Origin of the sequence: Halorubrum vacuolatum, from assembly GCF_900188065.1 — an archaeon.
Taxonomy (GTDB): Archaea; Halobacteriota; Halobacteria; order Halobacteriales; family Haloferacaceae; genus Halorubrum; species Halorubrum vacuolatum.
Window position 1 is genome coordinate 162,090 of the sequence record NZ_FZNQ01000004.1, and the last position, 12,709, is coordinate 174,798.

Genomic DNA, 12,709 nt, shown 5'->3' on the forward strand with positions numbered 1-12,709 from the left:
GAACACACACGTTGATACGTTTCTCACCCGTGAAGCGCCGACGCCTCACTGTGAGTCCCTTTAAATATCCCCGTTCGAGGAGACCCGACTCGCGTCGAGGACGAGCTTTCGCTCGATGGTACTGAGCCGTTGGGAGAGGGTCCCCTTCGAGACGTCGAACTCGTCCGCGAGCGCCGCCAAAGACGTTTGCCGGGGATCGTCATAGTAGCCCGACGCAACGGCCCGCCGAAGTGTTTCGCGTTCGAGGGGAGTGAAGATTCCGAAATCGACCGTCCGAAGGTCCGAAAACTCGCGGTCCGGGTCCGTCTCGCCGATCTTCCGTACGGTGACGGCGCCGATCTCGGAGAGCCCACTGATCACGTCCGTCAGCAGCTCGCGGGATCGGGCGTACGCTTCGATCCGGACGCCCCTCTCCGTCACTTCGGTCACGCCGGCGCTGATCCCGTTGCGGTTGAGCCGCTCGTAGTAACACTCACGCTCGTGACACGGCTGTTGTGTCTGCTCGATCCGAGCCTCGCCCGCCGCGTCGGACGCACCGCGGACGGTAAGCGAGCAGCGTCCATCTTCGGCGTGGCGTGAGACGGTATCGAGTGTGTCGGTGCGTGCGTCGAGGCGTCGCATTGCACACGGGTGATCCTCCGGGAGCGCCAGTTCGACCTCGAAGTATATATCCAGCGCCTCCCCGCCCGGAATCATCACTCCCATGGCCGGGTTTACGGCTTGAGCGAGGTAAGCACCCCGTCTGATAATGAAGCCCTTTTTATATCCTCTCCCAACCCGGATTTAACTCGCGAACGCCGCCGGCCCTGAACCCTCCTGTGGAGGGGACTGCAGACCGCTGACGGCCGCCGTCATCGGGTCCACAACGACCCACGAACGTGTCGGCCGGCTCTTCCGCCGTGAGCACTCGATCATCTATTCACCGGAAGTCTTTATATACTGCTCTTAGCTATGTGTATCGCGAACCGGGTTCGAATAAAGGTTGCTTTGTGGTACGTTGCGACGCTTTCTGCGCTCGTCGGCATCGTCGCCGTCGCCATCGGGGTGGTTCCCGAGGGATGGGTGCTCGTCGGCGTCGGCGGGGGTGTATTGGTCGCCTCCGCGCTCGCGACCGCTTGGCGGGTCACCCGGCAGCGGGCCGCCAGACCGATCGGCGGCCTCGCCACCATCGTCTTTGGGACGGTCGCCGTCCTCGCCTCGATCATCGTCGCCGTGGGGCTGCTTCCGGCGGAAGTTCCCTTCAGCGTCACCGTCGTCACCCTGGCAGCCGGGGCACAGGCGTTTCTGCTCGCGATCGACGTCCGGCTCTCGGGGGCCTCCCGGGCGGAACGCGTCGCGGTTCCCTTCACCGGCCACCTCGCCGTCCTCGCCGCCTCGGCGCTCATGTTGGAGCCCGGGCTCCACGAGCCACGGGCCGCCTACCTCGCGTATGCTACCGGCTTCGGGGCGCTTTCGCTCCACGCGTTCTGGATGTACCAGCGATCAGAAGGGATCTCCCCGCCGCTCCCCGGTACGACGCCGGGCTACTGGGAGGGAATACTCCTCGCGGCGCTCACCGCCGGCGTGCTCGCGACGGCCGTCGTCGCGCTCACGCTGGGCCCCGACCCCTTCGTCGCGATGCCGTGGGCGCTCCTCCCTGCCTCGGTGGTCGTCGGGGTCGCCGCGATCCTCACGCTCGCCGTCCTCTCGACGGCACCCAACCCGCCCGTCGCCTTCGGCTTCCTCTCGGGGGAGGTGGCGACCGCCATCCAGCACGCCCTCGTCGCCATCGTCCTGTTGAATACGCTCGTGATGTCCGGGGTCGTCGTCGATCAGACCGCTTTCAGCGTCGTTCTCGCGGTCTATCTCGGGTTGCTCGTGATCGGTGTCGGACAGGAGTACTGGATGGTCGCACACGCCCGGCGTCGGCTTCGCCGCCGCGACCGGGAGGAGCCACCTGAGCCCACCGTCGACCCCTTCGGCCCGGAGCCGACGGTGACGGTGATCATCTCCGCCGCGAACGAGGCGGGTGTCCTCCCCGAAAGCCTCGATCACAACCTCGAATCGCTCCCGGACGTCCCCGTCCTGTTGCTGCCGGCCGCGAACTCGACGGATGGAACCGTCGAACTCGCTCACGAATATGCCGCCGACTACCCCGAGCGTGTGCGGGTCATCGAGGGGACGAGCGGATCGAAGGCGGGCGACCTCAACGCCGCATGGGACCACGTCGACACGCCGTTCGCGCTGCTGCTCGATGCCGACGAGACCGTGGATTCCGACTTCCTCACGCGGGCGATGGCATATCTCGAGGAACATCCCGAGGTCGGCGTCGTGCAGGGGCGAAAGGTGGCGAAATATCCGGACACTGGCCGATTGGCGCGGTTCGTCACCGCCGAGCGTCAACACAGTACGTGGGTCGAACACCCGTTCCTCGCTGACGTCTTCGGTGCCGGTCACTTTGCGGGCTCCGCGGCCGTGTTCCGGCGGGAGGTTCCCCCGGCGGTCGGTGGGTGGTCGACGAGTCGGCTGACGGAGGATATCGACCTCACGCTTCGGCTCCTCACCCGGACGGACTGGCGGGTCGGCTACGACCCGTGGATGGTCGCCCGCGAGTTCAACCCGGACAGCACGGGTGCGCTTATCCGCCAGCGTGTCCGCTGGGCCCGCGGGTGGGCACAGGTGACCGCCGCACACCTCCCGCGGGTGATCCGGTCGTGGCGCACGCTCGGGGTCCGTCGGGTCGTCGGGCTCACGTGGTTGCTGTTCACGGCCGTGAGCGCGCCGTTTTACACCGTGTTTCCGGTGCTGTTCGTTCTGGCGGCCGTCGGGTGGGGCGTGTCGCTTCCGACCCTTCTCGCGGTCGGACTCGCGGTCGTCCTCTTTCCGGCGCGTGGGATATCCATCGGCTATGCGACCCTCCGCGACCCCGAGATTCACCTTCCGCGGACGCCCCGACGGGTCGGCGGGATGCTGTTTAACGCATACCTCTGGATCCCTGTCGGTTGGGTCATTCAGCTTCACTCGCTCTATCTCCAACTCGCCGGCGCACCGACCCGGTGGCACGTGACGAAAAAGCAGGGTCAACAGGAGTACGTACGAAAGAGCCGTCGACCTCCGGCCTCGTCGACCCCTGTGGCGTCCGAATCGGCGCGGGCGGACACGGTACAGGAAACGCAACCGGCGGACGCGTTGCAAGCGGCTAACGGCTCGGCCGGTGATCCCGAGACGGTCCCCGAACCCGCCGTCGCCGACTCGGGTGAGGGATACGCCTCCCGGTCGAACGCGCGACGCGCCGTTTCCAGGGTTCGGAAACACGCGGAGATGGCGGCGCTCCTTCGGCCGGACCCGGCCGGGTTCGTGATCCACCGCGAGGAGGGTCGCTGGCGCTGGCGGTTGGTTTCCCGCAACGGCCGGATCCTCGCGGAAAACCCGGAGGGATACGCCGCGCGGGCGAGCGCCGTCGGGTCGGCGAAACGGTCCCGTGAGGGGATCGACGCTGACACCGTCTCGGTCCTCGAGTCGAACGACGGCACCTATCGCTGGCAGGCCCGCGCGAAAAACGGTACGCCGCTCGTCCGTTCTGTTCGGCGGTTCGGGACACCGGCGGCCGCGTTGGACGCCGCTGAGCGTGTTAGTGCGCGGATCGTGGAGGCCGACCTCGTCGTTGCGGCCAACGCGACCTTCGAGGTCTATCAGGACGCGGGCGGGGAGTGGCGCTGGCGACTCCGCCATCGAAACGGGAACATCCTCGCCGACTCGAGTGAAGGGTATGCCTCCCGGTCGAACGCGCGACGGGCCGCCGAACGACTCCGGACCATGGCCCCGAACGCGTCCGTTCAAGTGCTGGCGTAATCCGCCGATCCGATCGGCGGTGGACCTCGGCCGATCAGTGTGTTAGGCGTGATCTATTTTGTCCGACGCTCCGACGCAGATTTAGGATCCACCGCCCTACGGACGGCCGTCATGGGATACGCCTGCCCCGTCTGTGTCACCCCCCAGCGCGACGGCGAGCACCTCGCACACCACCTCGCATTCACGGCGATGCTCCACGGCGACGACCACGAGGAGTGGCTGGACGAGCACGTCCCCGGCTGGGGGGAGATGGACCCCCCTGGGCTCGCCGAACGGGTCGTTCCCCACGCCGAGTCGGCCGAGTATCCCGAGGTCTTCGAGGACACCGTCGACCGCGGCCGTCCCGACCTCGGAGTTGCATTCGACGGGCAGGACGGGCACGCCGGCCACGGCGGTCACGCCGGACACTCGGGGGCGGCTCACGGGGGCGACCGACACGGTGTCGACCCGGCCGCGCTCGATCCGGAGGCGGCCGCCGCCGTCCGCGAAGCACGGGAACTCACCGAACGGATGATCGACGACGCCGCCCCCGATGACCCGGACGATTCGGAGGGCCCGGCGGACTCGGAGGGCCCGGAGGATCCGAACAACTCGGACGACGCCGACGCCAGCGACCGCTGACCCCCAACGCAACTCCCTTGTCCGTGCCCTCCCCACGACGCACACATGACCGATGAAGCGCCCACCGAGGGATCAGTCGGCGACCTCGCCATCGAGACGCGGGGTGTCCTCGCCCCGTCGACGGCCGAAGAGGCGGCTCGCGAGTATGGGGAGGCCGGCCCGGCCGCGCAGGTCGTCGTCCGCGAGACGGCGAAGGCGATGGCGTTCGACGCCGCCGAGTACGACGAGCGCGTCACCTCGGACGTTATCGAGACTGCACGTGACGCGATCTTCGCCGAGTTACTCGTCGTCAACGTCGCCGACCGCTCGACGTTCGAGGCGTGGCTTGAACGGAGTCAGTTCGATCCGGACGACGTCGTCCTGCTCGGCGGCGAGAACGTCGACGGGGTGGTGTGGCATCCGGTCCCCTTCGCGGAAACCGTGATCGCGGCGACGTATCACGAGGCGGTCGACGCCGCGGTGTCGACGCTTCGTCGGAACGCGTTCGGGCGGGTGTACCGGGGGGTATTCGCGGAAGCGGATGGCGGCGAGAAGGGTTCGCGTGTCGACTGAGGGGATATAAACGTAGCCGGTGGAGAGCGAGGGACCTGTCGACGCCGTCCCGATCGGTAGTTAAATAACGTCGATGGAGGCGGAGTCGTCGTCGCGGTCGAACTCGACCTCCAACACGCCGTTGTTGAACGTGGCGCTGCCGGAGTGTTCATCGACGGGCACCGGGAGGTCGACGGTCTCGTCGTATTCCCGCCGGTCGGACGCCGCGGAGATGGTGAGCGACTCGCCGTCACACTGGAGCGAGAGCTGCTCTTTCGAGATGGCCGGCAGGTCGGCGACGAGCCGCACGGATTCCTCGGTGGTGTACGCGTCGACGTGCGTCTCCGAGCCGAAGCCGGCGTCCTCGGTTCCCGCGGCGGGACCGCCGCCCGCCATCTCGTTCATCATCCGTTCGATCTCCTCGAAGAAGTCCCCGAACGGATCCTCACGGTCGTCTCTATCCATGCTCGTCGGAACGAGCGTTGTCCGGATAAGCCTTCTGTCCGTGTTATCAGTTACCGATATTTCCGTCGCCAGCGGCCGGTCGCACGGTCCACGCGTCGGATCGGTTTCACCTGTCACCCCGCTCGCGCGGACGGATCGCGAATCGTCGATAGTGATATACGCGCTCAGCCGTCCGAATTTAAATAGTTGGGATGCACTTATCCGAATATGAGTAAATCGTATCTCGCAGCGGGTGACGACGTAGCCGACGACGAGGTCGTCCGCGTCGGATTGAACGGTTTCGGACGGATCGGGCGAAGCATCCTTCGGGCGGTGTGTGAGAGCCCGCGGATCGAACTCGTCGCCATCAACGACGTGATGGACTTCGAGGACATGGCGTACCTCGCGAAGTACGACACCGTGATGGGTCGTTTCGACGGCGTCGAGCTCGACGGCGACGCCTTGACCGTCGGCGGCACGTCCGTCGACCTGTTCAACGTGCAGGACCCCGCCGACCTCCCGTGGGGCGAACTCGACGTCGACGTCGCGCTCGAATGTACCGGCGTCTTCCGGACGAAGGCGGAGGCGAGCGGTCACCTCGACGGCGGCGCGGACAAGGTCGTCATCTCCGCCCCTCCGAAGGGCGAAGAGCCCGTCAAACAGCTCGTCTACGGCGTCAACCACGACGAGTACGACGGCGAGGACGTCGTCTCGAACGCTTCCTGTACGACCAACTCCATCACGCCCGTCGCGCAGGTGCTCGATGCGGAGTTCGGTATCGAAGCCGGGACCCTCACGACCGTTCACGCCTATACCGGCTCCCAAACGCTCATCGACGGTCCCAAAGCGAAGAAGCGCCGCGGCCGCGCCGCCGCCGAGAACATCGTCCCGACCTCGACGGGCGCGGCGGGCGCGGCGACGGTCATCCTCCCGCAGCTGGAGGGGAAACTCGACGGGATGGCGATGCGCGTCCCCGTCCCGAACGGCTCCATCACCGAGTTCGTCGTCAGTCTGGAGGAGTCGGTCGACGCCGAGACGGTCAACGCGGCCTTCCGCGACGCCGCCGATTCCGGCCCGCTCGCGGGTGTGCTCGGCTACACTGACGACGAGATCGTCTCCAGCGACGTGATCGGGCTACCGTTTTCGAGCTACGTCGACCTTCAATCGACGAACACGATCGCGGACGGGGAGCTGTTGAAGGTGCTCACCTGGTACGACAACGAGTACGGCTTCTCGAACCGGATGCTCGACATGGCCGCGTTCCTCGTCGACGAGTCATAAGCGAAGTCACCGTCCCGAGCGACCCACTCGGGCCAGTTTTATTCCCTCCCCTCAGCGGCCTCGCGTACATCGATCGTGAACCCGACCGCGCGGAGCCGTTCGACGAGCGGCAACCCGATCCCGGCGGCGGGCGTCATCACGCCGCCGTCGAGCGGCGAATCGACTTCCTCGCGCGCGAGACACATCGCGGCCTCCCCGAGCATCTGCCCGGTCGCGCCGTAGCCGGGGTCCCGGTCGGCACCGAACTCGGCCTCCACGGTGAACGTTCCCTCCGGTGCCGTCCCCCGCCCACGGAGGCCGACCGTGAACCGGCCCGCGTCCGCCTCCGCCCTCGTCGGTCCGGTCCCGGGCTCCGGGAAGACGAATCGCCGGATCCCATCACGGAGGGGACCGACCGACATCGCCCCCGAAAAGAGGCCGAGGCCGCCGGCGATAGCCCCGGCGGTGACTGCCCCGACCGGGCCGGTTCCGGTCGGTACCGTCTCCGTGCAGTCGAACTCCCGCCCCCACGGGTAGCCGAGCAGGGCGTTGCTTCGCCTGAGGACGCGCTCGTTCACGGGGGCCATCGGCGACGGCGCGGTCCATGCCCCGCGAAGCGGATCCCACCGTGGAAGGCGCTGCTCGCCGGGGTCGACGCCGCTCCGCTCGCCGGCCGGCGCGAGCGAGTACGGATTTCGGAGCGTCCGCTCGGCGAGTGGGTCGGTCGCGACGGCCTCGAACAGCTCCCCGAAACTCGCGAGCGTTCCGCCGCTGACGCCGCCTTCACCCTCCTCCAAGTAGATCCGAACCGCCTCACAGGGCGCGCCGAATGTCTCGACGGCGAACGACTGGAGCAGAAGCGTACCGAGGTCGGCGGGCACGGAGTCGAACCCGCAGCTGTGGACGATCCGCGCGCCCGTTTCGGTCGCGACCTCGTGAAACCGGTCGATGCTCTCGCGGACCCAGTTGACCTCGCCGGTCAGGTCACAGTAATCGGTCCCGACCTCGGCACACGCCGCGACCAGGGGCGTGCCGTAGGTCGTGTAGGGCCCGACGGTCGTACAGACGACCCGTGTCTCCCTGGCGATCTCCCGCATCCGGTCGGGATCGGTCGCATCGCCGATCACGGTGGGGATCTCCTCCCACGCATCCGCCCGCTCCGTGAGGTCGTCGACGAGCGTCCCCAGTCGCTCCCGGCTACGCCCGCCGACCGCCAACGAGAGCTCATCCGGCGTGTAGCGCTCGGTCAGATGCTCGGCTACGAACCGGCCGGCGACGCCCGTTGCGCCCCATACCACGACGTCGTGCGTGCGGTCGTCCGACATTCGATTCCCCGTAGGACCGGCGGACGGGTAAACGACGCGGGCGAGCCGGGACGAACGCCGGACGTCTCACCGATGGTGGGTGGAACCCTCACGGACGATGGGTGCTGATCGACCGTCTCAGGGCCTTTTTGTAACCTGCCGACGATCGGACGGGTATGTCCACCTTTAGGACCATCGACGACCTTCCCGCCGACTCGCGGGTGCTCGTCCGGCTCGATCTCAACTCGCCGATCGAGGGCGGCGAACCGCAGGACAACCGCCGGTTCGAACGGCACGCCCGAACCGTCCGCGAACTGGCCGAGGCTGGCCACCGCGTCGTCTGTCTCGCCCACCAGGGTCGTCCCGGGAGCGACGATTTCACCTCCCTGTCGGGTCACGCAACGATCCTTTCCGGACATCTCGACCGCGACGTGGGGTTCGTCGCCGACACCCACGGCGAGGACGCCATCGCGGCCATCGAGGCGCTTTCCGCCGGCGAGGTGCTGCTGCTCGAAAACACGCGAATGTGTGACGACGAACTGCCCGAGGCGGAGCCCGCCGAGAAGGCCGAAACCGCCTACGTCGAGGCGCTCGCGCCGTATTTCGACGCGTACGTCAACGACGCCTACTCGGCGGCCCACCGCAAACACGCCTCGCTCGTCGGGTTCCCACTCGTCCTCCCCGCCTACGCCGGACGCGTGATGGAGACGGAGTACGAGGCGAACACCGCCATCGCGCGGAAGTCGTTCGACGGCCCCGTCACGATGGTCGTCGGCGGGACGAAGGCGACGGACGTGATCGGCGTGATGGACGCGCTGGAGGGCACGGTCGACCGGTTCCTGCTCGGTGGCGTCGCCGGCGAACTCTTCTTGCGCGCGGCGGGGCACCCGGTCGGCGTCGACCTCGAGGGCATGGACCTCTTCGACGACCAGTGGGAAGCGAACCGCGAGCTCGTCGAAGGGATTCTTGAGGAGCGCGGCGAGGAGATCCACCTCGCGGTCGATCTGGCCTACGAGGACGACGACGGCGAGCGTGCTGAACACACCCTCGAGGAGATCGACGAGAAGCGGGTGGGTTATCTCGACGTCGGTACGGAAACCGTCGAGGCGTACGATCCCCTTATTAGGGAGTCGGATGCGGTCTTCGTGAAGGGCGCACTCGGCGTCTTCGAGGACGAGCGCTTCTCTGTCGGCACGGTCGGCGTGCTCAAAGCGATCGCCGAGACGGACTGTTTCTCGGTCGTCGGCGGTGGCGACACCTCACGAGCGATCGAGATGTACGGTCTCGATGAGGCCGACTTCTCACACGTCTCCATCGCCGGCGGCGCGTACATCCGGGCACTCACCGGAAAGTCGCTTCCGGGTGTCGAGTTGCTTCAGGCGTCGGCGGACGGAGACTGATCAGCGGCGCTTTCGAAGGCCTCCGGCTCCGGTGAATCGCCTCGGGGTCAAGCCCCGGGGCATTCTCCTTGTATTCTGTAAAAGTGTTCGTGGTCGCCGGGTATCGCGTCCGCATTCCGGGGCGCGAATATGGCACGACCCTGGGTCGATCGATCGCAGCGATGACCGCTGATCGATCGCGGCGATGATCGCTCGAACCGGGGTCCGCGCCGCCGTGAACGAGCGTCGGACCGTCCCTCCCGCTCACGTCACTCGACGGACTACTTCGATTCGCCGAAGGCGTTGATCGAGCAGCCCTCGTTGTTGAGCCCGTCGAGCTCGTGTGCCAGCGCGAGAATCTCTTCGCGGTCCTCGGTCGCCAGCGCAGCGTTCACTTCCGCGATCAGCTGCGGGGCGGTCTTCGGGTAGTTGACGTCCTCGTGCTGGATGTTCAGCAGGCCGGCGGTCGCGGCGCGGAGCAGGATCTGCTGGGCACCGGGCACGCCGGGGCCGCCGCCGCCGCCGAGCGCCTCGTAGAGCGTCATCTCGGTGAAGTCGACGGTGTTTCGACCGCGTCCACCTTCATCGACCGCCAGCTCGAAGACCTCGGAGACCAGATCTGACGGCCCGTAGGTGTCGTCGTCGGTCCAGACCTCGTTGCGGTAGGCTGGCTGTTTCCAGAAGCCCGGCGTGCACCCGGACGGGTCGCGCACCTCCACCTGGATGGTGAAGTCGCCGTACGCGTACGGTCGTTCGCCGACGCCGATCCGTGCTCCCGCGTCGTCGCCGATGACCTGTCCGAGCGAGCCGTTGTCGAGGCCGTCGCTCCGGAGGATCGACCAGACCCTGTCCTCGGGATCGACCGCGAGGCCGATCGGCGGGGTCTCGTCGCCGTCCGCGATGGAGACGACCTGGTCGACCTCCTCGTCCTCGGGGTCGAAGCCGACGGCGAAGCCGTTGTCGGCGGTGACCCAGACGAGCCCGTCGTACTCGACGATGCCGCGGAACTGCAGGAGGTCCTGGTCCGTTTTGTCGTTCAGGTCGTAGTGGAGCCACTCGTCCCCGTCGAATTTCGACAGGAATCGTTCTTGGCCAGCATTGCCGAAGTTCGTCATCGCCGAGACCCAGACGTAGCCATTCGCGTCGACGAAGACTGAGTAGGGGTTGCTGTCATCGCCCTCTGGCTCGTATTCGAGGTTTGTTACCTCGCCGCTCGAGGCGTCGATCGTCAGCACGGCAGCGACCCCGTCGAACGGACTCGAGTCGCGGCACGAGAGGTAGAGCGTCCCGTCCTGGTAGTCGGCGTCGTACGGCGTGTACGGGCTGACATCGATCTCGTCGCCATCCGGCTGGAGGCCGTCCGTCTCGTCGTAGGTGTACTTCTGGACGTACTCGCCGCCGTAGAAGCCGACCCAGATGTCGTCGTTCTCGTCGACGGTGACCGTCCGAGGCATGTCACCCTCCCCGCCGATCACCCAGGACTGCGTTCGGACCTCGTCGTCGAAGTCCAGGATCGTGTCGTGGTCGTCGGAGGTCGTGACCCCCGGCTCGCCGCCCTCCCTGGCGATCCGCACGAGGCTCGACTGCAGGTCGCCGCCGCCCGCACCGGTTCCCGAGTTGGGCACCCAGGCGTTGCCCTCCGAATCGAGGTCGATCCGCGAAACACGCCAGGCGGAAGGACTGGCCGCGCCGGCCTCGTCTCCCGTGAGCGTGCTATATCGGGCGATCGCCGTCTGAGCGTCCAGATCCACCTTTGAGACCGTCGCCTCCTCGGAGTTCGGGATGAAGGCGATGTTCCCGATCACGACGATCTCGTTGTCGCCGTTGGTGGCCATGGCGCTCCCGGTCAGTCCCGTCCCGAGCGCGCCGATCGCGCCCATCGCTCCGATACCTTTCAGCACCGCGCGCCGGTCGATTCTCCCCCAGTGTGTGTCGTTTTGTTGTCTCTGCTGCATATTATGTCCCCTCCACCCCAACGGTGAGAAGCGAGTGATAATGGTTTTCAAAATATATAAATTAGTATGTATAAATCAACTGTAATTTGTCATGTGGAGATGCTCGTAACTCACGGACCGGTACGGACCCACGACGCTAGCACACGTATCAATAATCGGATATTCCTCGTCGCGTTCGATCCGATGCTGCCGATCACACGCCCATGGTGGCGAGCGCTGCCGATCACAAGCCCATCGTGGGATGGATCTCGATGGGGTGACTCTTCCACACGACAGTAGCGCCCGACACGTCCCGCGGGATTCGGCGGAGCCGAACGCTCACATCGCGTCGTAATCCTCCCGGAACGTCTCCAGCGTCGCCGCGAGCACGCCGATGACGATCGGGCCGACGAAGAGCCCGGTGAAGCCGATGGAGTAGATCCCGCCGAAGACGCCGACGAGGATGATCCCAGGGTTGAGGTGTGCCTGTTTATCGATGACGATCGGCCGGGCGTAGTTGTCGACCATGGAGACGACCGCGATCCCGTAGAGGGCGAGCAGCACGCCCGCGGTGGTCTGGTCGACGACGACGACGAGGTAGATCGCCGCCGGGCCCCACACGAGAAACGCGCCGATGAGCGGGAGCAGCGCGAGCACCGCCATCACGAACGTCCAGAAGACGACGTTTGGGATCCCGGCGAGCCAGAGGCCGATCCCGGCGACGACGGCCTGTAGCAGCGCGACCGAGATGTGGCCGATGACGACCCCCCACGTCGTCGCGTCGATCTTCGTGAACAGGTCGTCGGTGACGTCCGCCGGGAGGGGGATGATCGACCGAAGCCACGCGACGAACTCCGGGCCCTCCTGCAGGACGTAGTACACCAAAAAGAGGACGAGCGCGATGCCGAGCGACGCGCGCAGTGCGCCGGAGAAGAAGCCGCTGACCCCGCCGAAAAGCGTCTCGAAGAGGACGTCACCGGCCTGGGTGAGCCACGTGGTGATGTCGACCTCCTCGCCGGTCACCTCCGCCAATCGTTCCTCGATGGCGACGATGTCGAGGTCAGTCTCGCCCGTGGCGATAGCCGTGAGATCCCGGACGAACACCAGCGAGATATACACGAGTGGCAGGATCACGGCGATAATGGAGGCAAGAATGAGCGTGATCGCCGAGATCATCGACGCCATCCGTTCGGAGATCCGTGTATCGGTCCCGTCGATCCGATCAGTCAGCCGGGCGTGTAACGGATAGAGCACGTACCCGAGGATCACCGACGCGATCACGTACTCGATGAACGGAAGGATGATAAAGAGGGTGAGGAGGGCGACCGCGCCGATGAGCAACAACAGGAACGACTGTCCGCGGTTCATGACGGTGGGTCAGCCGCCGCCGCCAAAAGGATGGGTG

Annotated in this window: 10 protein-coding genes; 5 read left to right on the forward strand and 5 right to left on the reverse strand. The window is 66.5% G+C overall.

Annotated features, from left to right (window positions below):
• Positions 1–60 precede the first annotated feature (60 nt).
• Complete coding sequence (locus CHB65_RS06355; protein WP_089384216.1) at positions 61–705, reverse strand: helix-turn-helix domain-containing protein; 645 nt, start codon at positions 703–705, stop codon at positions 61–63.
• Positions 706–951: 246 nt separating this feature from the next.
• On the opposite strand from CHB65_RS06355, the gene CHB65_RS06360 reads away from it, so the two are divergent.
• The 3 genes from CHB65_RS06360 (at position 952) to CHB65_RS06370 (ending at position 5,004) form a co-directional block, all read left to right on the forward strand.
• Complete coding sequence (locus CHB65_RS06360; RefSeq protein WP_089384217.1) at positions 952–3,831, forward strand: glycosyltransferase; 2,880 nt, start codon at positions 952–954, stop codon at positions 3,829–3,831.
• 111 nt (positions 3,832–3,942) lie between these two features.
• On the forward strand, positions 3,943–4,452 hold the full coding sequence (locus tag CHB65_RS06365) for a DUF5810 domain-containing protein (protein WP_089384218.1): 510 nt from the start codon (positions 3,943–3,945) through the stop codon (positions 4,450–4,452).
• A 90-nt stretch (positions 4,453–4,542) separates the two neighbouring features.
• A complete protein-coding gene (locus CHB65_RS06370) occupies positions 4,543–5,004 on the forward strand; it encodes a DUF5809 family protein (RefSeq protein ID WP_089384282.1) in 462 nt (153 codons plus the stop codon).
• Between the two features lie 60 nt (positions 5,005–5,064).
• On the opposite strand, the gene CHB65_RS06375 is transcribed toward CHB65_RS06370, so the two are convergent.
• Complete coding sequence (locus CHB65_RS06375; RefSeq protein ID WP_089384219.1) at positions 5,065–5,448, reverse strand: Hsp20/alpha crystallin family protein; 384 nt, start codon at positions 5,446–5,448, stop codon at positions 5,065–5,067.
• Between the two features lie 207 nt (positions 5,449–5,655).
• On the opposite strand from CHB65_RS06375, the gene gap reads away from it, so the two are divergent.
• Entirely contained in the window at positions 5,656–6,708 is a 1,053-nt protein-coding gene (gene gap, locus CHB65_RS06380; protein WP_089384220.1) for a type I glyceraldehyde-3-phosphate dehydrogenase, read from the forward strand.
• 38 nt (positions 6,709–6,746) lie between these two features.
• Here the strand turns inward: gap and CHB65_RS06385 are convergent, their stop codons facing one another.
• Positions 6,747–8,012, reverse strand: coding sequence for a saccharopine dehydrogenase family protein (locus tag CHB65_RS06385; protein ID WP_089384221.1), 1,266 nt, complete (start codon positions 8,010–8,012; stop codon positions 6,747–6,749).
• A gap of 155 nt (positions 8,013–8,167) precedes the next feature.
• Here CHB65_RS06385 and CHB65_RS06390 point away from each other — a divergent pair, with 155 nt between their 5' ends.
• A complete protein-coding gene (locus tag CHB65_RS06390; RefSeq protein ID WP_089384222.1) occupies positions 8,168–9,391 on the forward strand; it encodes a phosphoglycerate kinase in 1,224 nt (407 codons plus the stop codon).
• Positions 9,392–9,651: 260 nt separating this feature from the next.
• Here the strand turns inward: CHB65_RS06390 and CHB65_RS06395 are convergent, their stop codons facing one another.
• A complete protein-coding gene (locus CHB65_RS06395) occupies positions 9,652–11,325 on the reverse strand; it encodes an NHL repeat-containing protein (RefSeq protein WP_143420352.1) in 1,674 nt (557 codons plus the stop codon).
• 318 nt (positions 11,326–11,643) lie between these two features.
• Complete coding sequence (locus CHB65_RS06400) at positions 11,644–12,672, reverse strand: AI-2E family transporter (RefSeq protein ID WP_089384224.1); 1,029 nt, start codon at positions 12,670–12,672, stop codon at positions 11,644–11,646.
• Positions 12,673–12,709 lie beyond the last annotated feature (37 nt).